This window comes from Flavobacterium zepuense, assembly GCF_007097145.1.
GTDB classification, from domain to species: Bacteria; Bacteroidota; Bacteroidia; order Flavobacteriales; family Flavobacteriaceae; genus Flavobacterium; species Flavobacterium zepuense.
Map to the genome: position 1 here is coordinate 87,966 of NZ_VJVZ01000005.1, position 26,421 is coordinate 114,386.

The window sequence follows — 26,421 nt, forward strand, 5'->3', positions numbered from 1 at the left end:
TTTTTTGATTGATGGTTGTTAATAGTTTGTGTAACCAATGATGAGTTTAGAGATAACCTCTGCAATAAGTATCGAAAAGCCAAAGGCAACCTTGTGGCCGGTATATTTAATGTTGGTAGCCGTTTTAAAGCCATTGTATAGTAGCGCTATAAACCAAACTAAAGTACCCAGTATAAAGGGCAGCATAAGCAGGATCATAAAGACATCAAAGGCTCCAAATTGTATGCTTTCAGGATGGGAGGGATCTAAGTTTTTTTCTATGTTGTCTAAAAACCCTCCGGCATTTATTAAGGTACTCAGGTAAAGCGGGCTCCTTGCAATTATAGATACCGCAAAAATATCTACCAGCCTTGTTTTTGTGTTTACTATAAGCCCAAGAATGTAGAGCACAATAAATAATGTAAAGGTATTTATAATGTTATCTATAAAAGGCTGCTCTATAGTCACCTCAGATGGCCCGGTGTGCATATCCAGGACGCCATCAAAGCGGGCATCAAAATAATAGCCCAAAAAGCTGCCCAGAGCAAGGAAAACAATGCCAAGGCTTATAAGTTGTACTTCAGTTAATTTTTCAAACGGATTGTAAAGTAATTTCATGTGGTGAGGTTTATTCTATGGTTGAGTTGGCTTTTACTTTTTTAATAAGGTCGTCTAACCGGTTGCGGACGGTGGGGTAGCTAATCCTCATTATGGCTGCCATTTCTTTAAGGCTGCCACTGGTTAAAAAGAATTGGAGTATAAAGGCCTGGTCTTCTTCGGGCAGCTGCATTAAGGAGGGAAGGGTAAAATTGCCCGATACCTGCGTACTGCATGTGGGGCAGGTAAGCTGCGATACATTTAGTGTACTGCTGCAGCTGGGGCATGAGGTGGGGAGTTTTGGTTTTTGCATAACATATGTGTTACATTGTTAATGCAAATATAAATAAAATTAATTTTTAGTTTAATAAAATTAAAATAAATATTTACTTAGTTGATGTTAGGTATAAAAAAACTCCCCACAATGGAGAGTTTAGTGTTTTTATTTAAAATTTATCTCTAAAGTAATATTTAGAATCAAGTTCGTCGTCTTCAATGCTGTTTAAGGGTTTAGGCTTAGGTTTTTTAGCAGCTGTTTTTTTCTTCCAAAGCTCAAAATTATCGGCAGATAATCTCTTCTTCATAATATCGGTCACTTCCTTTTCAGATAATCCAAACTGGGTTTTTATTTCTTCAAAAGGTTTCTTTTCTTCCTGGGCCAGCGTTACAATCCGTTCTAACGCGTCCCTGTCCAGTTCTGAGCGGCTACTCCTTTTCATTGCATGAAAATTAAATCAGGTAAATAATTTTTTAATTAATATTAGTTACTCAATATTAGTGAAAAAATTAATTAAATGTAAAGCATAGTAATTTTTTTACATAATGATAAAAACAACTCCTGCTGAATGCTTAAAATTAACAATTGTTTAAAAAATTAATAGCAGTTACAAATATTAATCAGTTTATTTAGATAAGCCTGATTAGTACGGTATTAATGAATATAATGGTTAAGTATATAAGTACGCCCATACAATAAGCAGCAACTGTAAAGGCAGGCGAATGAGCCTTGCCCATTTTGGCAGGCCCATACCGGCGCGCTCGTTAGTATACATGAATACATTGGCAGGAAAAATGGCAATTAATAACGCAATAATACCCCATGCAGCCCAGCTACTTACAGCAGGAATGCATAAAGCTATACCCAGTAAAATTTCGGCAAGGCCGCTTAGCAGGTTAAGTGCTCTTGGCGCGGGTAGGGAAGGCGGAATCATCCGTACATAAATTTTGGGCACCCTAAAATGGTTTAGCCCAGCCACTATGTAAAGTGCCGCCATTAAATATAAGTGCCAGGGTAATGCCATAATTGCTTAGGTGTTTACCCAAAGTTAGGTAAATAAAGTAATGGCTGTGTTTAATTAGCCTTTTTAGTGTGTTGCTTAGCCTCTTCTATAAGATCGCTTAGATGTACGCGCAATGCATTTGCCGAGATGCTTATTTCCCAAAACGAAATGGCCAGTGATATTAGCAACAGTAATAAACTAAAGCCAAACATATACGTACCCCAATCCTGTATGCCGGTAAATAATAGTGTCATGGCAAAGACTGAGAAGAACAGGCTCAGCACACCAAACATCTGCATCTGCCGGATAAGTGTAATCCTTAAGTTGAGGTTTTTGATTTCTAACAATATACTTTTTGTCTGGTTTTGCTCATAGCTTACCTTGAGCCCGCGCACTATGGTGGCAATGGTTAAAAACCTGTTGGTGTAGGCCAGCAATATCAACGAGGTTGCCGAGAAAAGCAGGGCAGGGGTTTCTATAGGGAGGTTCATAGGGTTACGACAGATTTCGGTAACATTTCTAAAAAAGGCAATGCTTTAGAATAATCTAAGTCAGGATATTCCAGTCCTAATTTACGGATATTGTAATAATAGGTTTGATGCTGACGATAATAATTTTTTTCTGATTGTATAAACCAGGCCTTAGCACCTAACTTACCGGCTAAAAACCATTTTTTAACCAGGCGGGCAGTACGGCCATTGCCATCTTCAAACGGGTGAATTTTTACAAAGACCAGGTGTAACAGCGAAGCATAAAAGAAAATCTCTGCAAAAGATAATTCGGCATTAAGCAGAATTTTAAGGTCGCTGTATAGTTTATCCATTTCTGGTTGCACTATATCCGGAGTGGCTGCAACATATTCTATCTTGCCGTCATCGGTAATAACAAACATATTTCCTTGGCGAAGTTTGCCTTGCTGGTTTTGTTGTAAGATGTTTTTAGTAAGCAACACATGCGCCTTCAAAATATTTTGAGGCGTTAATTTATTAGAAGCTGCAAATTGGTATGCCTCGTACAGATCATCTATTTTTTGTGTATAGTCAGGTTGAAAATGCGCCCCAAAACGTTTGTGCTTTATAAACGAATCCAACTGGATATCCTCTCCTTCAATCTTTGACGAAAATACTGCTGAAACCGAAGTGTAAAAACTGAATGTACTTGTGCTTAATTCGCTTTCTTGTAAAGCCTCAAATTGCGCTTGCAACGACGTATCGAAGCCCTGTTTGTAAGTCTCTAATAGTTCTGTAGGGATTATGGATGTTTTTTGAATCATATATCTTGCTTCCCATCAAAGATATAAATTAAAACAAAAAAACCTGCAACTCCCGGCGCAGGTCTATTATCTAACATCTGTTATATAAATGTCTTATTTTATCAGTTCAAAGCTATGCTCCTTTTTCGGCATAATCCAGCAATCGCAATGCGAGGTCGATATCTGTCATAGACTCGTTTAGCAGCGTTCTTTTTGTTATATTCAGGAAATAAAAAAAATCAAACAATTTATAAAACTCAGCTCCATTATAATTAAAAGGCGATTTACCGGCCGTTACATCAGTTTTAAAAAATTCAAGTTTACTATTCAGTCCAAAAGGCTTTGGCATGTAAATTTCAAGAGCCTCCATATCGCTATTAATCCTTTGTATATTACAAAATGCTTCATAGCTTCCGCCTTCCTTAAAATGATCTATTAAATCTATTAATGTCATTAGTTTAATTCTCAGTTATAAATTTGCTTCCGTCAAAGATATAAATTAAAACAAAAAACCTGCAACTCTCGCTGCAGGCCTACTATCTAATGATCGAAAGATATAAAAATCCAACAATCTATTTTATCAGTTCAAAACTACGCTTAACAAAAGCCGTAAGCTCTTCGCCTTTAAGCAGGTTTTGGCTAAGTTTAGCAAGGTCTAATGCCTGTTTAATGGCCGCTTCGCGCTGGGCATCATCGGTATTGGCAAGAATGCTGCCGGCAAACTCACTGTTAGTATTAACCACAAGGTTATACATATCAGGGAAGTTGCTCATACCAAACATACCGCCACCACCGCTGGTTTGGCTCATTTCTTTCATACGGCGCATAAACTCCGGCTGTGTTATCATAAACGGAGCAGCATTGCTGTCCATTGCCTCAAGCTGAACGGTGTAACCTGTAGAAGGTACCACTGCCTCGATAGCAGTTTTAAGTTTGTCTTTCTCTTCGTCTGACAACTTAGAGATAGCCTCTTCGTCTTTAGAGATCAGTTTATTAACGTTATCAGAGTCAACGCGAACAAAAGTAAGCTTATCGTTATCGGCCTCCAGTTTCTGAATAAGGTGTGATACAATTGGAGAGTCTAAAAGCACTACCTCATAACCTTTATCTTTAGCGGCAGAAATATAACCGTGCTGCGCCTCTTTGTTAGATGCATAAAGCACAACCAATCTACCATCTTTATCAGTCTGGTTAGGGGCAAGGGCTTCTTTAAGCTCTTCTAACGTGTAATATTTATCATCTATGGTAGGGTATAGTACAAAGGCGCCAGCTTTTTCGTAAAATTTAGGCTCGCTAAGCATACCGTACTCTAAAACAATTTTAATGTCGTTCCATTTTGGCTCAAAATCCTCACGGTTTTCGCTAAATAACGATTTAAGCTTATCGGCTACTTTACGGGTAATGTAGTTAGATATCTTTTTAACAGCGCCATCGGCCTGTAGATACGAACGTGACACGTTTAACGGAATATCCGGACTATCGATAACACCACGAAGCATGGTAAGGAACTCCGGTACAATTCCCTCTACATTATCAGTAACATACACCTGGTTTTGGTACAGTTGTATCTTATCCTTCTGAACTTGAAGGTCAGCCGACATTTTAGGGAAATATAAAATACCGGTTAAGTTAAACGGATAATCAACGTTTAGGTGAATATTAAATAATGGTTCGTCATACTGTGTAGGATACAGCTCATGGTAAAAATCGGCATAATCTGCTTCCGTTAATTCAGATGGCTGCTTTGTCCAGGCCGGGTTAGGGTTGTTGATGATGGTATCAACTTCAACCTCCTCAGGCTGGTAATCTGCTGGGGCATCTTCCGGAACAGGAAGGTTTTCTTTGTGGGTACCAAATTTAATAGGCACCGGCATAAACTTGTTGTATTTTTTAAGCAGGTCCCTAATTTTGCCTTCTTCTAAAAATTCAAGCGAATCTTCTGCAACATGCAGTACAATTTCGGTACCGCGTGTAGTTTTATCAGACGGCTCTAAGGTAAACTCAGGGCTGCCATCGCAAATCCAGTGAACGGCAGGCTCATCTTTGTATGATTTTGTAATGATCTCTACTTTTTCGGCCACCATAAAGGCAGAGTAAAAGCCAAGGCCAAAGTGGCCAATGATGCCGCTATCCTTAGCAGAGTCTTTGTATTTTTCTAAAAATTCCTCAGCACCGGAGAAAGCTACCTGATTAATGTATTTTTCTACCTCTTTGGCAGTCATACCAAGGCCCTGATCTATAACATAGATTTTTTTAGCTTCCTTATCTATCTTAACCTCAATAATAGGGTTGCCGTATTCTACAGCAGTTTCGCCTATGGTTGTAAGGTGTTTAAGTTTAAGGGTGGCATCGGTGGCGTTGCTCACAAGCTCTCTTAAAAAGATCTCGTGATCGCTGTATAAAAATTTCTTGATTAAGGGAAAGATGTTTTCTACCGAAACATTAATTTTTCCTGTTGTCATAGTAAATAGGTTTATTGTTTGTAGCACAAGGTAGTCAAATAAGATACCAAATTTCTATTGATGACAAATTGACATTTTTAAGCAACTAATAGTGATGAAGGCAAATATTACTGTTAAAGGAATTTGATTTTAAGAAAAGATTAATATGCCGCTATTCTTAAAATTAAAAATCATGCGAAGTCTTTAAAATCAATAATTTTAGAAGGTTCTGCTACACAGTACTTAAGAATTTATTAAAGTATTTCCTGTTAAAAATTTAGCCCAACTATTGTAAAGTAACCCGCATTGTATGTAACTTTATACTGTAAAACATAAGGGAACTAATCTAAAACCTATTTATTATTATGAAAAAATTATTGTCATTATGCATGTTAGTAGTTTTGTTTGCTTCATGCGGGTCTCTTGACCAAAAAGCGCAGGTGGGAATTAAAGGCAACTGGACTATCAGTAACGTATCTTACCCGGGATCTGATTATATTAAAGTAACATCTTTTGATGTGGCCGACTCTAAATGTTTTGTGGGCAGCAGCTGGAATTTTATATCTAATAATAATAAAGGTACTATGACGCTAACTAACTCATCATGCCCTGCTTTTAGCAGCCCGATTGTTTGGACGGTTACTAAAGAAGGTACATTTAACCTGAAAATTACCGAAGGCGAAAAAGCTAAAAGGGTAACCCAGGGGTATATCCTTCAGATAAGGAACCAAACCGAAAGCTCTTTCCAGTTAGTAGATAACGTTACTGTAGGTGGTAAAACTGTTGAAGTTACTTATCAGTTTAGCAAAATATAAATCAATAAAACACAAATAGATAATTATGAAAACAACAAAAATTTACATATTGGCCCTTGCAATGGTAGCCAGTATAGGCTTTACATCTTGTGAGGCAGTTAAAAATACAAATAATACACAAAGAGGCGTAGGTATAGGCGCTGCATCTGGCGCTGTAATTGGAGGCGTATTAGGTAACAACATAGGTAAAGGCGGTAATACGGCTCTTGGCGCTATTATTGGCGGTGTAGTAGGTGGTACCGTAGGTGGTGTTATTGGTAACAGGATGGACAAACAAGCCCAAAAGATTGACGAAGCACTTCCTGGAGCTGAGGTTGAAAGGGTAGGAGAAGGTATCAAAATTACATTAGGTGAAAACTCGGTAAACTTCGACCTTAATAAAGCTACTTTAACACCTACAGCTAAGGCTAACCTTGATAAACTTGTACCGGTATTTAATGAGTATCCTGATACTAACATACAGATATTTGGTTACACCGATAGTAGCGGTAGCGACGAGTACAACCTTAACCTTTCTGAGCAAAGGGCTGCAGCTGTAAAAACTTATTTAGGTGGTAAAGGTATTAAAACCGCAAGGATAGTGGCAAAAGGTATGGGCGAAGCCGACCCGATTGCTGATAATACTACTAAAGATGGCATGGCTAAAAACAGGCGTGTAGAGTTTGCTATTACAGCAAACGAGAAAATGGTACAGGATGCCCAAAAAGAGGCAAAGCAATAAAGAAGAAAGAAGTGTTTAATAGCAAAAGGCTGCCAATTGGCAGCCTTTTGTATGTTATATAAAGAAGTAATTATTACCTCCAGTCATTATCGTTACGGTTACGCCCAAAATAAACAGTTAAACCTATAGATGCGTTAAACTGGCCGCCCACAAACGCCTTAGGCCCTACAGGCTCACGAAATTCACCACTATAGTTAAAGTGCTGGCTAAGGTGTACAATGTACGATGCATCTGCATGTATCGCGATACTTTCAGATATCCAGAATTGTGGCGTTATACCCAACACAACATCACCCATCCAGTCAAAATCTCTTTGTTGAGGCCTGTTAATTAAGGGACTGTTCGATTTAAAATAAGATAAACCTAAGCCACCATGACCCAGTACATTAAAATAACCATTGGTTCTTCCGGGTAGATCAATTGCACGTCCTAAGTTATATACAGCACTTGCTGTTACGCGGTGGTGCTCTACACCTTCGTCATCATCATTTAAAAACTCATCGTGTGCATAAATTGCTTTAACGCCCCAATCTTCGTTAAACATATATCTGCCTCCAACATTAAAGTGAGACATATCAGACAACCCGGGCTTGCCGGAAATACCAATTCCGTAACCGGCTTCAACAGAATACTGGCCAAAACTTCGCTGCGAATACATTGAAAGCGAGCAAAATAGAGCCGCAATAATTAATGTAAATCTTGTTATCATAGTGCATTTTTAAGGATGCGTAAAAATATTAATATTTCTTTAACATCTTGTCAAAAATATAACAATTTATAGTAAATAATTAAAACATTGTAAATCAGAGTTTTAAGATTTAATTTTCATTCATTATTTAGGTATATATCTAAAATGTAAATATTAAATTGTTAAAATTTCACATAGAAACCTATTAATTCTTCTTAAATACTCGTTAAAAGATGTAAGGTGCATAAAATCATTATTTTAGCTAAAACGATGTAGTGAATTTAAAACCGTATTGGGTTTCTAACCGTATATATAACTGAGGATTAATTGCTATGATGATTTTTCTTCAGTGGAATGTGTTTTTATTGGTTAGGTTTTGTAAGGGCGCTAAATTTTTATTTATGCGCCCTTATTATTAACAGAGTTTTAGTGTTAATTGAATATTTTTGCAGAGCGAAAATAACTCATTGATACAATGCTGGCAATAAAAAACATTTCCTTTGGCTATACAGATAAAACCATACTGCACCAAATTAGCTTTACGGTTAAAACCGGCCAGAATATAGCCGTAATAGGCGAAAGCGGCTGTGGCAAGAGCACACTGCTTAAAGCAATTTACGGATTGTTTGACCTTGATGCCGGCGAGATTACCTATAAAGGACAGCCTGTTACCGGCCCTAAGCACAACCTTATACCGGGTATGCCGTATATGAAATACCTTGCCCAGGATTTCGATCTGATGCCATATACTACTGTGGCTGAGAATGTTGGGAGTTATCTTTCTAACTTTTATCCTGAAGAAAAGCAGCGCCGCACCCAGGAATTGCTGGAAATTGTTGAAATGCAGGACTTTGCCGATGTTAAAGCTAAATACCTAAGCGGTGGTCAGCAGCAGCGCGTGGCACTGGCTAAGGTGCTTGCCCTTGAGCCGGAGGTGCTTTTGTTAGACGAACCCTTTAGCCATATAGATAATTTTAGGAAGAATGCCTTAAGGCGTAACCTTTTTGCCTACCTTAAACAAAAGGGAATCACCGTATTAGTAGCCACACACGATAGTACTGATGCACTTTCTTTTGCCGATGAAACTATAGTGGTAAAGGCCGGACACATTGTTGATAAGGCACCATCTAAAGAAATATATTATAACCCTAAGGATAAGTACACTGCATCACTTTTTGGCGAGGTTAACGAGATAAAGCTCGAGCTGCTTACCCTAACGCAAAAGACTGATGATACGGTACTTATCTATCCGCACCAGCTTAAAATTACCGATGGCGGCCCTTTGCGCGTGGTGGTTAAACAGTGCTATTTTAAGGGTAATCGTTACTTGGTTAAGTCCGCGCTGGGCAAGCAGGTGGTGTTCTTTGAGCATTACAAGGAACTGCTTGTAAATGCAGAAGTTACACTCGCAGTAGACCGTAATGCTTTTGGGTAGCGTAATAATCTCACAATTTAAAATTTGGTATAATTTTGGCTATTATATCTTAAAAAGTTAAAAATCAGCAATCTTTAATGTGTATATTTTAAGGATTGCGTATTTTTACCGCACTAATAAACAATCAATTATGTATAATTCAAGAATATCAGGCCTGGGCTATTATGTTCCGGATAACGTGGTTACCAACAATGATCTCGCTAAGATCATGGAAACCAATGATGAATGGATACAGGAACGTACCGGTATTAATGAACGCAGGCATGTGGTTAAAGGCGATGGCGACACCACCACCACAATGGGGGTTAAAGCCGCTGTAATTGCTTTAGAACGAGCAGGTTTAGATAAAGAAGATATCGATTTTATAGTGTTTGCCACCCTTAGCCCTGATTACTACTTTCCTGGGCCGGGCGTATTGGTACAGAGGGATTTAGGTATGAAACGTACTGTTGGGGCGCTCGATGTACGCAACCAGTGTTCTGGGTTTATATATGCGCTCTCTGTGGCCGACCAGTTCATCAAAACCGGGATGTACAAAAATATCTTAGTCATTGGTTCTGAGTTACATAGCACGGGTTTAGACATGACAACCCGTGGCCGTGCCGTATCGGTTATCTTTGGTGATGGAGCAGGGGCAGCAGTGCTAACCCGCGAGGAAGATACCACCAAAGGCATCCTAAGCACCCATCTGCATAGCGAGGGGCAACATGCTGAGGAACTGAGTCTTATAGCTCCCGGAATGGGCAAGCGTTGGGTAACCGACATCATTGCGGAGGCCGACCCTAACGATGAGAGCTACTACCCGTACATGAACGGCCAGTTCGTGTTTAAAAATGCGGTGGTTCGTTTTAGTGAAGTTATCATGGAAGGGTTGAAAGCCAATAACTTACAGGTGTCCGACATTGATATGCTGGTGCCGCACCAGGCCAATTTAAGGATATCGCAGTTCATTCAGCAAAAGTTCGGACTGTCTGACGATCAGGTATATAACAACATTATGAAGTACGGTAACACTACTGCCGCCTCAATTCCTATTGCGTTAACTGAGGCATGGGAGCAAGGCAAGGTTAAAACCGGTGATACTGTGGTGCTTGCAGCATTTGGCAGCGGCTTTACATGGGCCAGTGCTATTATAAAGTGGTAATTTTAGTTGCCGGTTGCCGGTTAATGGTTGCCGGATCATCAAATTGACGACTTCTGAAAATTATAAAAAATCCCTTACAGAAATGTGAGGGATTTTTGTTTTGGTAGCCAACCCGATTTTCGTCTCAAAAGCGTAATTTTAACAGTGATATTTCACTTTTGGATTTTGAGTTGGTCATTTTTGACGTGTTTATAGGTAATTATTTGTAGGATAATATATCTAAAACAGTTAATATTTCACTTTTGGATTTTGTTTTCAAAATTTGAGATTGAAAGTATCTAAAATTTAAAATTCAATGCCCAAAATTTGTAATTTGAGCTTGTAATTTTTCGGCTTTCGATTTTGGGATTTGAAATTTGTTTTTTGGAATTTGTTTTTTGTGACTGTAATTAAATTTACTGAAAGAGCCACTTCAGTACTGTACCTGTAAATGTTTTGTAATTTTGTGCCGTTATAAGCTTCATAATATTCGCTCAATGAAAAAACGCATGCTCATAGCGCTCCTTATTCCCGCTGCGGTGGCGGCTTATTATTTTTACCCGTCGGCGCCCTTGCCAAAGGGCAGTGTGGTAGATAAGCTCGTGGTGTATAAGTCGAAGCGGAAAATGCATGCCTATGGCAACGGGCAGCTTTTAAAAACGTATACCGTTGCCCTGGGTAAGGATCCTGTAGGGCACAAACAATATGAGGGCGATAACCGCACGCCTGAGGGTACGTACACCATAAACGACCGTAACCTCAACAGCGGTTACCATAAAAACCTGGGCATATCTTACCCCAATGCGGCTGATATTGCCAATGCCCAAAAGCTGGGCAAGTCCGCCGGGAGCGCCATCAAGATTCATGGGTTGCGAAACGGCAGCGCGGGCTACATTAATAAATTTCACCACCTTAAAGACTGGACCGCCGGGTGCATTGCCGTTACCAATTCTGAGATCGACGAGCTGTATGCCGCCGTAAAGCCCAATGCGATTATCGAGATTTATCCGTAAGTTTTTAGTTGACAGTTTTCAGTCACAGTTTTCAGTCGCAGTCTCAGTTTTCATCCGTGTAAATCCGCGACTGCTCGCATCCGCGTCATCCGCGGTCCTTAAAATGCCTCTGTAAAAATTTCTTTCGTGAAAAGATATGAAATTTGTATCGAAAGCATCAAAATCCGTGTAAATCCGCGCCTGCTCGCATCAGTGTCATCCGCGTTCCATTGTAGTACTTCGCGAAACTTTGCGAAAATTCTTTCGTGAAAATATGTGGAATTCGTGTCGACAAACTTCAAAATCCGTCTAAATCCGTGTCATCCGCGTTCCATTTTCTAGTCCAAAAACCTTAAACTTAATCCGCGTTCCATAAATCATAACAAAAAAAAGCAGGCCCCGGAAACAAACGCTCCGGGGCCCACTAACCTAAACCCAAATATGAATGCATTTAAAAATGCCGTAAATAAAAGCGGGGTGTTTTTTAGAACATACCGCCGCCGCCTTGTTTGGTGTTATCCTCACGCATTTTGCGCTGCATAGCCCTGTTCTTGCCACCACCAAACATATAATTTAAGCCAAAGTAAACCGTGCGGCTCTCCCACCTAAACTCGCCCGTTTGCGGGTACGGGTTAAGCGACTCAAAGCCGTAGCGCATGGTTTTAAACATATCGTTAAACCTAACACTTATACTCATTTTATTGTCCAGCAGGCTGTAACGTGCGCCGCTGTCTATTTTGTACATATCCTTACTGTTGTTTTGTACGCCATCTACGGCGCTCCTATAAAAGCCAAACAGTAAAAAGCTAAGCCTGTTGTTAACCCTAAAGTTACTGTTAAGCCTTGCGTTAAAGGCAGCAACATCTACACTTTTATTAGTAGGCTCATAATCATCTACAGTGCCCGGTACCAGTACCGATATGATACCTTTTTGCGATATCTGGCTAAAGTCTATCGCCGGTTGGATATCCCACCATTTTGCAATTTTGTAATTGGCCGAAACTTCAAAACCAAAAGCTGTATTGTTATTAAAGTTGGCGTAGCTCATAATCTGGTCCTGGGTGTTCTCGGTATTCTCATCCGGGTACAGTACACGGCTTATCTCATCGTTAATCAGCCTGTAAAACACACCCCCGGTAATAGACGACCCTTTACCGAACATCCTGGTGTAGTTAACTTCTACGCTATTGGTAAACTGCGGCTCAAGGTACTGGTTACCTAACGATGTTACCAGCGGGGTAGAAAATTCTCTTATAGGTTTTGTCTGCTCCAGGCTTGGCCTGTCTACACGGCGGCTGTAGCTAAACTGCAGCGTGTTCTTATCGTTAAGGCTGTAGGTAACGTAAGCCGAAGGATACACGGTAAAATATTTGTTCTGAAAGGTAACCTCGCCACGGTTAAAGTTGGCATCCGACTTGTAATGCTCAAAACGCACACCACCCTGGTAGCTGAACTTACCAAATTTTTGACCGAACGTAGCGTAAGCCGAATAAATATCGATGTCATAACTGTACACCGAATTTTGCAATGCCGGGTTGGTAACGTTAGGGTTGGTAGTGTTATAGGTATTGTCGCTGCGAATTAAACGCGACTCCGCGCCAAGCTCCAACGTTGTTTTCTCGTTAAGAGGGTTAATGTAATCAAGGTTTAGCGTGGTGTTTTGCCTTTTATCTAAAATGTTGTCGTTATAAGCATTGGCAACATCGCCTGTAAGGGTGTTAAAATAAGCATCCTGCGTTTGCTTGTAGTCGTTGTAATTACCTTCAAAATCAAGCGTATGGCCTTCTTTTTCAAACTTGTGCTTGTAAGCTAAGTTATAGGTGTTGTTGCGGTTATCGGTATCATATTCAGATAATTGTGTAATGTTCGGCAGGCCGGTGCTAAGGGGGTAGTTAATGTAGGTATCTACGTTACCCGTACCATCGGTATAATTCTGGTTGGTATACACCGATATGGTGTTGTTATCATTAAGGTAATAATCAAGCCCAATTTTACCAAGGTAAGACTCGTTATCATTTACAATATCAAGCGTTTGCTTTGAGTTAATGGCATCGGTTCGGGTAACAAAACCGTCGTTAAAATTCTTACCGAAGTTACTGCCGCCGTTAGCAAAAAAGTTAACCTTTCCGGTGCGGTAGTTCATATCCAGCGAGTTATTGAATTTTGGAGTTTTACCAAAAGTAATACCGCTGTTAAAGCTGCCATTAAAACCATCGTTAGCATTTTTGTTCAGTATAATGTTAATGATACCGCTCATGCCCTCAGGGTTGTACTTGGCGCTTGGGTTGGTAATCAGCTCAATTTTTTTTATGGATGTGCTGGGTATCTGCTTAAGCAGTTGGGCAGGGTCAATGCTTGTAGGGCGGCCGTCTACCAATACCCTAACGTTAGAGTTGCCTCGAAGTGATATTTTACCGTCCTGGTCTACGTTAACCGATGGTATGTTGTTCATGATCTCGCTGGCTGTACCGCCGGCAGTGGTAAGGTCGCGCCCCACGGTAATAACCTTACGGTCCAGCTTTTGCTCTATGGTGCTTGTTTCCTTTACGATGTTAACCTCGTCCAGCGTGGTGGCTTCCTCGGCAATAACAATAGTGCCCAGCGAAAAGTCTTTTTTAGTATCAGATAAGCTTACTGCGGTTACAACCGTTTTGTAGCCCATAAACTGAATTTCTACACTGTAGTTTTTAAGGGCCAGCTTATTAATGTTAAACGCACCGTTATCATCGGTAATACCGCCGGTAACAACCGCACCGTTTTCTTTAACCACGATGTTTACGTAAGGCAGGGGTTCTTTAGTGGTTTTGTCGGTAACTTTACCGGAAATGCTACCCTGGGTTTGGGCAGTAAGAGACATGATGCTCCCGAAAAGGAGCATAACAAGAAGTTTAAGTTTCATTGTAAGTTTAATTATACCTGCCCTACAGCGTGTGTGCCTTAGGGCAGGCTTATTGATTGATGATACCCATAAGACCACTATCAATACAATTTGTTACATATTTTTTTGAATATTTTTTTATTGAGGGTGTTTAGTAGTAGTAATTTTTTGAAAAGCAGGGGAGTAGGGGGAGGTGTTTTTTTGAATGACCTCTCCCCCCGGCCCCTCTCCGAAGGAGAGGGGTGTAGCTACACTCGTACTTTAAATGCTGTGCGTGCCGAACTATACCCGTTCCTGGCTCCCCTCTCCTTCGGAGAGGGGTTGGGGGTGAGGACTACTGCCGTTTGCTTAGCTTATGTTTTTCTAATCAGGATTTCCGTTCCCGGCTCCCCTCTCCAAGGGAGAGGGGTTAGGAATGAGGACTACGGCGTTTGCTTAGCTTATGTTTTTTTGAATCAGGATTTCCGTTCCAAGCTCTCCTCTCCTTTGGAGAGGGGCTGGGGGTGAGGTCCTAAAAATCAACCGCTTCACTCCAATTTAATTAACAAATTATTTAAAGTTTTTACTGCTTACACCTTACCGAAATATCGTTATCTTTGCACGCTTTAAAAAATTATAACAATGGCATTACCTCAATTACTTACCCTTCACGTACAAAAAGCTGTAGAAGCTTTGTTTGGTATATCTGTAGACAAGATAGAGCTGCAGGCTACCCGGAAGGAATTTGAGGGCGATATTACCATGGTAATTTTCCCGCTTTTAAAGGTGGTAAAAAGCAACCCCGCCGAGCTTGGCAACAAGATAGGCCAGTACCTTACAGATAATACCAATATCGTGAGCCGCTACAATGTAGTTTCCGGCTTTTTAAATATTGTGATCAGCGATGGGTATTACAAAGAATTCTTTAACCAGGTTAAAGACGATGCGCAATTTGGTACCGTACAACCACAAGAGGGCGGCAAGGCCGTAATGGTAGAGTATGCATCGCCCAATACCAATAAGCCGCTGCACTTAGGCCACGTGCGTAATGTATTGCTGGGGTATTCGGTAGCAAATATTGTAAAGGCAGCGGGTAACAAGGTGTACAAAACCCAGGTAGTTAACGATAGGGGCATACATATTTGTAAAAGCATGCTGGCGTGGGAGAAATTCGGCAACGGAGAAACCCCCGATAGCACCGGCCTTAAAGGCGATAAGCTGGTAGGTAAATACTATGTGGAGTTTGATAAAGTTTACAAAGAACAGATAAGCCAGCTGGTTGCCAATGGCGCTACCGAAGACGACGCTAAAAAAACGGCACCTATTATGGTTGAAGCCCAGGCCATGCTCCTTAAATGGGAAGCCGGCGATGAGGCTGTAAGGTCATTATGGGCAACCATGAACGGCTGGGTGTACAAAGGCTTTGAAGAAACGTACGCCAATATCGGTGTAGACTTTGATAAAAATTACTACGAGAGCAATACCTATTTATTGGGTAAAGATGTTGTAGAGCAGGGTCTTGCAAGCGGTGTTTTCTATAAAAAGGAAGACGGTTCGGTTTGGATAGACCTTACCGATGAAGGCCTTGATGAAAAACTTGTGCTGCGTAAAGACGGTACATCGGTATACATGACCCAGGATATTGGCACTGCAATACAGCGTGTTAAAGATTTCCCGGATGTTGGCGGTATGGTGTACACTGTGGGTAACGAGCAGGATTACCACTTTAAAGTGCTGTTCCTTATCCTTAAAAAGCTTGGTTTCGACTGGGCTAAGAACCTGTATCACCTTTCTTACGGCATGGTGGATTTGCCTTCGGGTAAAATGAAAAGCCGTGAGGGTACCGTGGTAGATGCCGACGACCTGATGGCCGACATGACAGAGACTGCCCAAAAAATTGCCGAAGAACTTGGCAAGCTGGAAGGCTACAGCGCCGAAGAAAAAGCCAAACTGTACAACATTATAGGCCTCGGCGCCCTTAAATACTACATACTTAAGGTAGACCCTAAAAAACGCATCTTGTTTAATCCGGAAGAATCGGTAGATTTTGCTGGTAATACGGGTCCGTTTATACAGTATACCTATGCAAGGATACAGTCGCTGCTGCGCCGTGCCGATTTTGATATTTCGGTTACGCTTGCCGCGGATGAGATCGACCTGTATGAAAAAGAAAAGGAGCTTATAAAACTGGTTTCAGAATATCCTGCTGTAATTCAGGATGCCGCTGCCAGCCACAGCCCGGCCCTTATTGCCAATTATGTGTACGAACTGGTGCGCGGGTACAACTCGTTTTACCAAACCGTACCGGTATTGGGTACCGAGGTGCTAAACGAAAAAATATTCAGGATACAGCTATCCAAAAAAGTAGGCGAAACCATAAAATCGGCGTTTGGGCTGCTGGGTATCGGCGTGCCGGACCGTATGTAATTTTACAAACAACACACCTCTCCCGTGAGCCAGGATAAACCTTATTTTTTTCAGTCGTTTGCCATTGTGGTGCTTTCTATAGCGGCATTAATTGGCTTTAAGCAGTTTTTACCCGAAAAGATATTTACCGAAACCGCCGGCACTAAAAACGTGGTGGTAGACAGCCTTATGCTCGAAGCAGCAGAAGGTGCGGGCAATGCCCCGGTAGAAAAAGATACCCTATCCAACACCAAAATATCGTTTACGGCTACCAACGGTGTAAAATTCCCTGCCGAAACATTTGAAGACTACAAGGGCTTTCAGCACCTTGTGGCATTTTACGAAAAGTTGCTCCAGCTGGAAAAATCACAGCAGGGCAACGTGCGAATAGCTTATTTTGGCGACTCCATGACCGATGGCGATATGATAGTAAAAGACCTTCGCAGCAGCTTGCAAAACCGCTTTGGCGGAGAGGGCGTGGGCTTCGTGAACATCACATCAGAGTCGGCACCATCGCGCAGCACGCTAAGCCACTCGTTTTCGGGCAACTGGAAAACGCAGTCATACCTTAACGTAAAAAATCCGCGTAAGCCTTTTGGTATCAACGGGCACGTGTTCTTTACAAAGCGCGACACCGTTAATCCGGTTTGGGTAAAATACAAAGCCAGCAAGCTAAGCCACCTTTCAAGCCTTAACAATGCCACCCTGTTTTACGGCAGGAGCGGTAACACCCACGCAAAAATGCAGGTAATTATAGGTGCCGATACCATTAATAAAAAATTAAATGCAGGCAGCCTGTTAAACACCATGCCGGTTAGCGGCGGTGATGTTAAATCGTTTAAAGCTAATTTTATAGCAGCCGATTCTATACCATTTTATGGCTTTAATTTTGACGATGGCCGCGGCGTGCACGTAGATAACTTCTCTAACCGTGGTAACTCCGGTTTGCCTATCGCTACTTTCAATACCAATTTAATGAAGGCCTTTAACGAGAAGCTGGGTTATGACCTTATAGTGCTGCATTACGGTACTAACGTGCTTAACTATGGCTCGCTTAATTACACTTGGTACGAAAAGAAAATGAGCAAAGTGGTGGCGCATTTAAGGGAGTGTTTCCCGGGTGTGGCGATACTTATTATTTCTACTGCCGATAAAAGCAGCAAATACGGCACCGAGATGAAAACCGACTCGGCCGTGGTGCCGCTTACCCTGGCGCAAAAACGCTACGCCGTTCAAACTGAATCGGGCTACGTAAACCTGTATACCCTTATGGGAGGCAACGGCTCTATGGTTAGATGGGTAGAAGATGTTCCGGCCTATGCCAATAAAGATTACACCCATTTCAACTTTAGGGGTTCTAAAAAAATATCCGACCTTATATACAACCAGCTTAATGATGGTTACGAAAAATATAAAGCCCTGCGTGGCGGTAAGCCGTTGCCCAAGGAACCTAAGAGAGATTCGGTATTTCCTGTGGCTAAGCCTGTTCAGGTTACTAAGCCTATACTAAACAAACCGGCTGCCGATAGTTTTAAACCTGCCGCACAGCCCGTTAAAAAACCGTTGCAGCCCGCAGCTGTAAAACCGGTTAAACCCGCTATAGTTCCTGCAAAGGAGATTAAACCAAAAGAATTAAAGCCACAACCGGCCCAACCGGTAACGGCTCCCGTAATAAAAGATACTGCCAATGCCCAATAAAGCACTAACCCTTTTACTGTTTTTGCTTGTTTTTACCCGTGGTTTTGCGCAGGTAGATTCTACCGATGTGTACACTAACGAAGCGCTTATAGATACCATTGCTACCGATAGTATCGAGATGGTGGGCGATAATATTATTACCAATTCATCGGCACTTAGCCTGTTTTTTGAAAAGCTGTATTTAATGGAGCAGCAAAAAGCAGGGAAGATCAATATTGTGCACATTGGCGACAGCCACATCCAGGCCGACCTGATGACCAACTGCATACGGAAGCGCCTTCAGGAAATGTATGGCAATGCAGGGGCAGGGTTTATTTTTCCGCACCAGCTGGCAAAAACCAACGGTACCTATAACGTACGTTTTAAAAGCAATGCCTCATGGGCAGCGCGCCGCAATATCTTTACTGTTGAAGAAGGCATGCCCGTAGGCCTTAGCGGTATAGGGCTTAAAACCCGGGAAAATTTTGCCGTAGAGCTGGATGTAAAAGATAGCGCGTACCGGTTTAATACCATAAAAATTATTACACCTAAAAACGCATCGCTGTTTGATGTTGCCACCAGCTCTAAAACCATAGTGCTGGAAAGTACAGTACCTAAAAAAATTATACACCGCATAAAAAGTGGCGAGGTACTGGGCAGTATTGCCAACAAATACGGCATTACCATAACACAGCTAAAACAGGCAAACGGCTTAAAGAACAATAACATCCGTGCGGGTAAAACACTAAAGATACCTACAAACGAACTGCAAAAGAAGGAGGTAAAGCGATCGGAGTTTATCCCGCTTTCGTTAGAAGCCGATGCACTTTCGCATTTTTACCATTCAGAAAATGCCCTTGATAAGATATACCTGCTTCCTAATAAAGAAGAAAAAGAAGTTAACCTAAGCGGCCTGGTGCTGGAAAATGATGCTCCCGGCATTTTGTACCACAGCATAGGTGTAAACGGTGCCAAGGCATCTGATTATAACAAATACCCGCTGTTCTTTGAGCAGCTGCCCGCACTTGTGCCCGATCTTGTTATCGTGTCATTGGGCACTAACGAGTCGTTCGATAAAATGGCTTCGCCCGATTTTATGGTGCAGCTTAACCAGTTCCTTGCAAACGTTAAGGCTAAAAACCCCGATGCCTGCATACTGGTAATGACACCGCCGCCATCGCTTTTCAGGAGAAAATACCCCAATACATTTGCCGCATCTTACGCTAAAAGCATTGTAATGCAGGAAACCGACCTTAATTATGCGTCGTGGGACCTGTATACCGAAATGGGTGGGTTGTATGGTGTTAACCGTAATGCAGCACGCGGGCTAATGGCCGGAGATAAGGTGCACTACAGCAAGGATGGCTACGAAAAACAGGGAAAACTTTTTGCCGAATCGTTTATTAAGGCATACGATAATTTTAAAACCAACAGGAAGTAATGCAGCTTACAGATTTAGTGCCGCAAATTACAAATGAAAATTTGAGGGAATGGTTTTTATACAACGCTAAAGAACCTATGCTGTTTAGCACAGTAAAGTTTCTGCGGTTGTTTATTATATTTTATGCCATCTACATACTTATAAGGGGGCATTTTAAGGCAAGGATATTTTTTACCGCTGCCTTTTCACTCTATTTTTATTACCTGTGCAGCGAGAGGTATTTTGTGCTGCTCGTATTTTCATCGGTGGTAGATTATACGTTGAGCTACTTTTTGTATCGCGAAACCCGCCCCATACCGCGTAAAATATACTTGTGGTTCAGCGTTATTGTTAACCTTACCTTTTTAGGGTATTTTAAATACACCGGCTTTATTTTAGACAGCGCCCACACGCTTTTTGGGCTTGATTATAGTATTGGCAGGGTATTGCTTCCGGTAGGTATTTCGTTTTACACATTCCAGTCAATAAGTTATATTATAGAAATTTACCGTAAAGAAATAACCCCGGCAAAAGACTACCTGGATTACCTTTTCTTTGTGTCGTTCTTTCCGCAGCTTGTGGCGGGGCCCATTGTAAGGGCAAAAGATTTTATCCCGCAGATATACGCCAAGCTACAGCTTACCAAAGCAGATGTTAGCAACGCGCTGTTCCTTATCATTGGGGGGCTTATCAAAAAAACGGTAATATCCGATTATATCTCCCTCAACTTTGTAGACCGTGTTTTTGATGCGCCAAGCAGCTATACCGCTTTTGAGAATCTTATGGCAGCCTACGGCTACACCATACAGATATACTGCGACTTCTCGGGCTATAGTGATATGGCCATAGGTATTGCCATGCTTCTGGGCTTTAAACTGCCTACCAACTTCCGTACGCCTTATAAGTCGGCATCCATTACCGAGTTCTGGCGCAGGTGGCACATATCGTTATCCACCTGGCTAAAAGACTTCTTGTACATATCGGTAGGGGGTAACAGGCACGGCTCGTTTGCAGGTTTCCTGTTCCCGGCATTGTTCTTTTTCGGACTGATAGTATGGGGTATCAACTTTGCGCCAACAAGCAATATTCCGCTAATTATAAGTGTAACAGGTTTGGTGGTGTTTACACTAACCTTTATACTCTCTAAAGAGCGCGAAAAAACCATGTTTACCAACATAAACCTTTTAACTACCATGTTATTAGGCGGGTTATGGCACGGTGCCAGCCTTAGGTTTATAATTTGGGGTGCGTTGCACGGCATTGCCCTTTCAGTACACAAAATATGGCTGGAATTCTTTCCGAATAAAAAAGAAGGAAAACCCGGAGTATTGGGCAGCATTTGGAAGGTTGTGGCCATACTGCTAACGTTTCACTTTGTGGCATTTTGCTGGATATTCTTCCGCGCAAAAGATTTTGCCAATGCGTTAGAGCTTATTAATAACATAAGCACTATAACCTTTGACCCCAACCAATGGCAAACCATTATTATGGGCTACAAAAATGTATTCATATTAATGGGTATAGGTTATGTATGGCACTTTTTACCCGAAAATTTCACCAATAACTTAAGGCAGTCGTTCTTCCATATGCCACTGGTGCTAAAAGCGGCGATCTTTGGGCTGGTAATGTGGCTGGTATATGCAGCGGCATCGGCAGGGCCACAGCCGTTTATTTACTTCCAGTTTTAAATGTAACTTTTTGCGTTTAATTAGTGTTTTTTGTATAAAAACTCACGTATGTTATTGGTGCGTAGCTTTTTTATTGAAAATATTTCAGTAAATTGCCGCCTTTATTAATCGAATTTTTATGAAAAAAACACTACTACTGTTTTCTTTGTGCGCTTCAATGCTTGGTTTTAAAGCACATGCACAGGAACCTTACACCTTAAATCTATTTGATCAGGCTATTTATTATGGTATGTATGAGGCTACCGTAAACGAGCCTATACCGGATGGTGCCATACGCCACAGCAACTCATCGTATGCTAAAAAGCTAACGGCAGAGCAACTAAATTCGTTTGGTAACCAGCTTACCATGACCGTTACGTTACATCCACTGTGCGATAACTATGACAGGATAGGTAAAGTAAACCTTGTGCTTGTACCTGCCGGAGCTACATCTTACGGATACAACGATGCAAATATTACAAGGATAGAAATTGGCCGTTTTATTACTCCTTTTATGGATATGACCGTTACCGATCCGGATTCTGTGCCGTATGTTTATGATGTAGATAACCTTACACAGTTATTTCATGATACTACTGTTAGTTCAGAATACGATTTTTGGGTAGAGCTTGAAGTTTATGGCTATCAGGGTGGTCCCGGTCAGGGTGGTGCAGCGGTTGAAATACCGGGCTGTGCAGGCAGGAACGACGTATACATGGGTTCATTAGAATTTGAATCTACAACGGATAGTGATATCGTACAAGGGCAAAATTATTTTACACCGCTTATTACCAACTATGAGCTAAAAAAATACGCGTACCCAACTAACACAGATGTAGAAGGAGAAACTACTAAAACAGTTACTTTTACGCTTGAGGAGGCTGTACCAAATGCTAAATTTTATCTTATAACATCTAACCACGGATCTAACAGTGGTGGAGAAGAATATATAAGAAGGTGGCATTATATTTACCTTGACGATGAGCAGGTAAGCAGCTACAGGCCGGGTGGTGTATCGTGTGTGCCTTTCTTTGAGTATAATACGCAGCCAAGCTGTATTTATTATGACTGTTCTCAAAACCCATCGCCTCCAAGGCCTGATACCAATTCTGCATGGAGCTGGAACAACTGGTGCCCGGGCGATAAGATACCTACAAGGGTAATAGAGCTTGGCGATCTTGAAGCTGGCGAACACAGCTTTAAAATTGATGTGCCTGCTGCGCAGTTTGTGGGTGATCAGGGTTATTTCCCAATGTCGGTATATTTACAAGGTTATGAAGAGACCAACTTATCTACAAAGAAAGTTGATGTTGTTAACTTTAGCATAGCGCCTAACCCGGTTACTGATGTTGCTACTATCACGGCTAACGGACAGGAAGTAAGATCAGTTTCGCTAATTAACACATTAGGGCAAACTGTTTGGAACGGTACTACCGATAAAGTAAACCTTTCATCTTTAAAAAGTGGTGTTTACATGGTTAATGTAGCATTTGCTAATGGCCAGACTGCTACAAAAAAAGTGGTTAAAAACTAATATATAGTTTCTTAGATATAGAAAATCCGCCCATCGTGGCGGATTTTTTTATGTTTATAGTTTACAATGTATTATTTGATTGCGCTAAAAACTAAACTTGATCAATGCGTTCGGGGTACGTTCCAGCGAGTAGGTATTAACTACTTCTACGCCATCGCCTGTAGTGTTTATACGGTAGTAGCGATTAATTATGTTTTGCCTGTTAAATACATTCTGTACAGCCACACCTAACTGCATGCTTACTTTTTTAGGTAATTGCCAGGTATAGGATGCCGAAAAGTTTGCCTGGAAAAAGTTAGCGATATTTTCTGAGTTAGGATAGGTGTACACAACCGATGGTGTACCTGCATTGCTAAAGGTGGGGCTGTTTATTAGCGGGGCGGTATACGGTTTACCGGTATAAAATTTAGAACCTAATGCAATTTTTAGATGGTCCCATTCATAAATAACCGCGCTGTTTACAACGTGGCTCAGCTCAAAACTACTCGGGAATCTATACGGCTCAACACCCTCAAAACGGTAGTTGTTGTTGTTCCATGAATAGCTAAGCCACATATAAATATGTTTAAACTGCTTTTGCACTAAAAATTCGGTGCCGTAAACGGTATAATTTCCCGGTGCCTGTACTAACTCCAGCTGATCCTGAAACGCCTGGCCAAAGGTGGTAATACCATCAACCTTTTTATAAAAATTATCAACGGTTACAAGCCACCCTCTGTCTTTAAAAGTTGCTCCCACAGAGGCCTGGCTGCTTTTTTGCACCGGTATATCCTTATCATTAGCCAGTACCCAGCGGCGCTTTTCTATGCCTAAAAAGTCGCCCTGTAAATTTACTATTTGAGCTGCTGTCTGGCTTTTGCGCTCGCCAAGCAGTTCCAGTTTCCATTTGTCGTTAAAAGTGTAATTTACTACCACACGGGGCTCAAAGTAAAGCATAGTAAAATCCTCAATATAATTGGCGCGAAGGCCTGCACGGGCATATAAGCGGCTTTGGGTAGGGGTAAACTCCACTTCGCCAATTATGGCGTGAGTGCGCAGTACTTCTTTTACATTCCGGCTGTAATCAGGCTGGTTAACCTTATCTGTATTTTCGTTGCCAATCTCATTAAACTGGTAACCGCTGTGCAGGGTAAAGTTTTGATTTAGCTTCAAATTATCAGATACCCTTAAACCGGTATCTAATATATTGTTTTCCTGGAGTGTTACCTGATTATATTCTATCGATGCATTTTTGCCATCTACTTTATAGTACGACGCATAGATGCCGGCTTCGGTACTGTGGTTTTCGTTCCATTGGGTGCGCCAGGTAACTGTACCACCTAAAGTAAGCTGATTTAGGGTACTCATTTGGGTAACCACATTGGTGGCTGTAATGGTGCCCTGTGTAAAATCAAGCTTATTGCCTATGCCAATAACATCGGTATAAAGATCGTGTTTGGTGCCAATTTTTTGGTGGTACTGGGTAGTAAAATCATAAAAATAAAATTCTTTATCACTTTTATAATTTACATCGGTACTGTTATCCAGGCCGGTTACAACGGTATTCTGAAAAATACGCTTAGAGTATTTGCTGTAGGTAGGAAAGTCTAATGCATCGGTAAACGAACGCCGTGCCGAAACCTCAAAATTAGCTTTCTCTGATGCTTTTATTTTAGTGTAAAAGTCGGCACTAATCATATTACTGCCTATGCTTGTAGTACCACTGCCAATATCTTTAGGGCGGGAAGAAATATCTACCGCGCTCGATACGCTTTCGCCATAAAAGGCAGATGTGCCGTTTTTAGAGATCTTAATATCGTGCGCCAGGTTAGGGCTTAACGCCGATATCAGGCCAAAAAAGTGTCCGGTCTGGAACAGGCGGATGCCGTTCCACATAAAAAGGTTCTGGTCGTGCGTGCCGCCGCGAACATTAATGTTGCTCACGGTTTCATCGGTACTGTTAATGCCGGGGAGCTGTTGCATGGCCTGTAGTACATCGGGTTCTATAAGCCCCGGTAGGATGCCGAATTTTCGTGGCTTTATTGCATAGCTACCGTCTTTTTTCTTAGAGATACCTGTTGCAATATAACGTTCAGCAACTACCTCCTGCAACTGTGTAACGGTAATTTTAAGGGTAATGTGCAGGCAGTCGTCATCCGGTGCTCCGGTAGGTTTTACATGGGCTTCATCATAACCTATGTGTGTTACATAAACCGAATCTTTAAAAGCGGGGGGGAGTTCAAAATAACCATCAATAGCGGTTACAATTTTTTTTTCGCCGTTGTATACTATAACGGCATTGTCTATAGGCTGGCCAAACTCGTCGGTAACATAAGCACAAACGTGCCTGTCCTTAGGTTTAACCAAATTGGTAAAAACTATAATGTAGCGGTCTTTTTCTTTAAAATTTAAAAGGGTGCGGTTGCTAAGGTAAACCAGTTTTGCCTTAAGCGGAAGGTTTACATTGGGCGGAAAGATAGAGTGCCCTGCAACATCATTTTCAGAATAGCTGAACTTTACATTATGCTGCTTTTCTATACCCGCCATTATTTTCTTAAGCTCAATACTTTTCAGTTCGTCCTGCCCAAAGCATCGGGAGGCGAAAAAAAAAAATAAGAAAGCTAAAAAATAATGCCGGGTTTCAAACGTCATTCAGCGGTTAATATAATAGTGTCGCCGGTTTGTGTTGCTTTTAAATGATAAATAGTTTCTACTGTTTCCAGTGCAGTTTCAATATCATTCATAGGCAGCGTACCGGAGTATGGGCTTTTAGGCGTTATGCCTTTAAATGTAATAGTTTTGTTATACTGGCGCTCCAATTCTTCAATAACATCCGGCAGGTTAACTTTAGAGAATGATGTTTCATACTCCAGCCATCCCGGTGCATCGCCTTCTTCGTTAGGTAATTGCAGGTTTTTGCCATTTGCAAAACCTACAGTCATGCCGGGCGTTAGTATAATTTCCTCCTTATTGGCGGTTGTAACCTTTACTTTGCCTTCATAGCAGGTAACATCCAGGCGGCCGTTGCGGGCTTTTACATTAAATTGTGTGCCTACCACGGTAATGGTACCATTAGGGGTAACCACATCAAAAGTTTCGCCTTTGGCAACCTTAAAATAAGCCTCGCCTTTAAGTTCTATCCTGCGATTGGCAGCCCAGTTCCATTCTTTGTATTCCGCCTCAGTGCCTGAGTTTAAAACAACCTCAGAGTTATCGGGCAGCAAAAAGGTTTCCCTTTGTGCATTGTGTGCAAAGTGAGTTGTAACATGCGTACTTATAAAAAAGTAAGCAGCGCCCAGCGCTAAAACCAGCATTGCAGCAATGCGCGGCATCCACGGGTTTAGCTGACGTACCTTAACGGTATCGCGGTTTTTGCGGGCCTCTATTTTTTGATAAAGAGAATCCATATCTGCCTGTGGCACTGTTAGCTGTGCCGAGAATTCTTTTATCTTACTATATGTGGCATAACCAGGTGATTGCTCAAACTCCTTCAGCTCATTCTCATCCATCTCATTGTTTAGCCACCTTGCTAACGTAACATCATCTTTCATTAGTAAC

At 41.5% G+C, this 26,421-nt stretch carries 22 protein-coding genes; 10 read left to right on the plus strand and 12 right to left on the minus strand.

The genetic code is table 11. The features are described from left to right. Window positions 1-18 precede the first annotated feature (18 nt). From FMM05_RS09220 to htpG, 8 genes are all read right to left on the minus strand, one after another. Window positions 19-597 carry a hypothetical protein gene (locus FMM05_RS09220; protein WP_143373083.1) on the minus strand — a complete coding sequence of 193 codons (579 nt, stop codon included), beginning with the start codon at window positions 595-597 and terminating at the stop codon, window positions 19-21. A 10-nt stretch (window positions 598-607) separates the two neighbouring features. Continuing rightward, window positions 608-889, minus strand: a complete 282-nt coding sequence (locus FMM05_RS09225) for a DUF2089 family protein (RefSeq protein ID WP_143373084.1) — start codon at window positions 887-889, stop codon at window positions 608-610. A gap of 133 nt (window positions 890-1,022) precedes the next feature. After that, window positions 1,023-1,295, minus strand: a complete 273-nt coding sequence (locus FMM05_RS09230; protein ID WP_143373085.1) for a DUF2805 domain-containing protein — start codon at window positions 1,293-1,295, stop codon at window positions 1,023-1,025. Window positions 1,296-1,523: 228 nt separating this feature from the next. After that, window positions 1,524-1,877 carry a DoxX family protein gene (locus FMM05_RS09235; RefSeq protein ID WP_143373086.1) on the minus strand — a complete coding sequence of 118 codons (354 nt, stop codon included), beginning with the start codon at window positions 1,875-1,877 and terminating at the stop codon, window positions 1,524-1,526. Between the two features lie 50 nt (window positions 1,878-1,927). Further along, window positions 1,928-2,347: a DUF2721 domain-containing protein gene (locus tag FMM05_RS09240; protein ID WP_143373087.1), complete on the minus strand. Its 420-nt coding sequence runs from the start codon at window positions 2,345-2,347 to the stop codon at window positions 1,928-1,930. After that, on the minus strand, window positions 2,344-3,129 hold the full coding sequence (locus FMM05_RS09245) for a Fic family protein (RefSeq protein WP_143373088.1): 786 nt from the start codon (window positions 3,127-3,129) through the stop codon (window positions 2,344-2,346). Before FMM05_RS09245 ends, FMM05_RS09240 begins: the two co-directional genes overlap by 4 nt. Window positions 3,130-3,241: 112 nt before the next feature. Further along, window positions 3,242-3,562: a hypothetical protein gene (locus tag FMM05_RS09250; RefSeq protein ID WP_143373089.1), complete on the minus strand. Its 321-nt coding sequence runs from the start codon at window positions 3,560-3,562 to the stop codon at window positions 3,242-3,244. Between the two features lie 118 nt (window positions 3,563-3,680). After that, a complete protein-coding gene (gene htpG / locus FMM05_RS09255) occupies window positions 3,681-5,570 on the minus strand; it encodes a molecular chaperone HtpG (RefSeq protein WP_143373090.1) in 1,890 nt (629 codons plus the stop codon). 344 nt (window positions 5,571-5,914) lie between these two features. Between htpG and FMM05_RS09260 the strand changes: the two genes are divergently transcribed. Together FMM05_RS09260 and FMM05_RS09265 are read left to right on the plus strand one after the other, a co-directional pair. Continuing rightward, a complete protein-coding gene (locus FMM05_RS09260; RefSeq protein ID WP_235894389.1) occupies window positions 5,915-6,364 on the plus strand; it encodes a lipocalin family protein in 450 nt (149 codons plus the stop codon). 25 nt (window positions 6,365-6,389) lie between these two features. Beyond that, on the plus strand, window positions 6,390-7,085 hold the full coding sequence (locus FMM05_RS09265; RefSeq protein ID WP_143373091.1) for an OmpA family protein: 696 nt from the start codon (window positions 6,390-6,392) through the stop codon (window positions 7,083-7,085). 73 nt (window positions 7,086-7,158) lie between these two features. On the opposite strand, the gene FMM05_RS09270 is transcribed toward FMM05_RS09265, so the two are convergent. Next, window positions 7,159-7,794: an outer membrane beta-barrel protein gene (locus tag FMM05_RS09270; RefSeq protein ID WP_143373092.1), complete on the minus strand. Its 636-nt coding sequence runs from the start codon at window positions 7,792-7,794 to the stop codon at window positions 7,159-7,161. Window positions 7,795-8,248: 454 nt separating this feature from the next. Between FMM05_RS09270 and FMM05_RS09275 the strand changes: the two genes are divergently transcribed. From FMM05_RS09275 to FMM05_RS09285, 3 genes are all read left to right on the plus strand, one after another. Continuing rightward, window positions 8,249-9,208: an ABC transporter ATP-binding protein gene (locus tag FMM05_RS09275; protein WP_143373093.1), complete on the plus strand. Its 960-nt coding sequence runs from the start codon at window positions 8,249-8,251 to the stop codon at window positions 9,206-9,208. Window positions 9,209-9,338: 130 nt separating this feature from the next. Then, window positions 9,339-10,352: a 3-oxoacyl-ACP synthase III family protein gene (locus FMM05_RS09280; RefSeq protein WP_143373094.1), complete on the plus strand. Its 1,014-nt coding sequence runs from the start codon at window positions 9,339-9,341 to the stop codon at window positions 10,350-10,352. Window positions 10,353-10,828: 476 nt separating this feature from the next. Beyond that, window positions 10,829-11,344 (plus strand): L,D-transpeptidase family protein, encoded by a 516-nt coding sequence (locus FMM05_RS09285; RefSeq protein WP_143373095.1) that lies wholly within the window; start codon window positions 10,829-10,831, stop codon window positions 11,342-11,344. Between the two features lie 463 nt (window positions 11,345-11,807). Here FMM05_RS09285 and FMM05_RS09290 read toward each other — a convergent pair whose 3' ends face one another. After that, entirely contained in the window at window positions 11,808-14,222 is a 2,415-nt protein-coding gene (locus tag FMM05_RS09290; protein ID WP_143373096.1) for a TonB-dependent receptor domain-containing protein, read from the minus strand. Window positions 14,223-14,822: 600 nt separating this feature from the next. Between FMM05_RS09290 and argS the strand changes: the two genes are divergently transcribed. The 5 genes from argS to FMM05_RS09315 all read left to right on the plus strand — a co-directional run bounded on the left by argS (window position 14,823) and on the right by FMM05_RS09315 (window position 22,884). After that, on the plus strand, window positions 14,823-16,607 hold the full coding sequence (argS, locus tag FMM05_RS09295) for an arginine--tRNA ligase (protein WP_143373097.1): 1,785 nt from the start codon (window positions 14,823-14,825) through the stop codon (window positions 16,605-16,607). A gap of 24 nt (window positions 16,608-16,631) precedes the next feature. Then, window positions 16,632-18,284 (plus strand): hypothetical protein, encoded by a 1,653-nt coding sequence (locus FMM05_RS09300; RefSeq protein ID WP_235894390.1) that lies wholly within the window; start codon window positions 16,632-16,634, stop codon window positions 18,282-18,284. Continuing rightward, on the plus strand, window positions 18,274-19,704 hold the full coding sequence (locus FMM05_RS09305) for a LysM peptidoglycan-binding domain-containing protein (RefSeq protein WP_143373098.1): 1,431 nt from the start codon (window positions 18,274-18,276) through the stop codon (window positions 19,702-19,704). Before FMM05_RS09300 ends, FMM05_RS09305 begins: the two co-directional genes overlap by 11 nt. Then, on the plus strand, window positions 19,704-21,371 hold the full coding sequence (locus tag FMM05_RS09310) for an MBOAT family O-acyltransferase (protein ID WP_143373099.1): 1,668 nt from the start codon (window positions 19,704-19,706) through the stop codon (window positions 21,369-21,371). Before FMM05_RS09305 ends, FMM05_RS09310 begins: the two co-directional genes overlap by 1 nt. 118 nt (window positions 21,372-21,489) lie before the next feature. Then, window positions 21,490-22,884 (plus strand): peptide-N-glycosidase F-related protein, encoded by a 1,395-nt coding sequence (locus FMM05_RS09315; protein WP_143373100.1) that lies wholly within the window; start codon window positions 21,490-21,492, stop codon window positions 22,882-22,884. A gap of 84 nt (window positions 22,885-22,968) precedes the next feature. On the opposite strand, the gene FMM05_RS09320 is transcribed toward FMM05_RS09315, so the two are convergent. Further along, window positions 22,969-25,515 (minus strand): TonB-dependent receptor plug domain-containing protein, encoded by a 2,547-nt coding sequence (locus FMM05_RS09320; protein WP_143373101.1) that lies wholly within the window; start codon window positions 25,513-25,515, stop codon window positions 22,969-22,971. Then, entirely contained in the window at window positions 25,512-26,414 is a 903-nt protein-coding gene (locus FMM05_RS09325) for a FecR family protein (RefSeq protein WP_143373102.1), read from the minus strand. The genes FMM05_RS09320 and FMM05_RS09325 overlap by 4 nt, the downstream gene beginning before the upstream one ends. Between the last annotated feature and the right edge of the window lie 7 nt (window positions 26,415-26,421).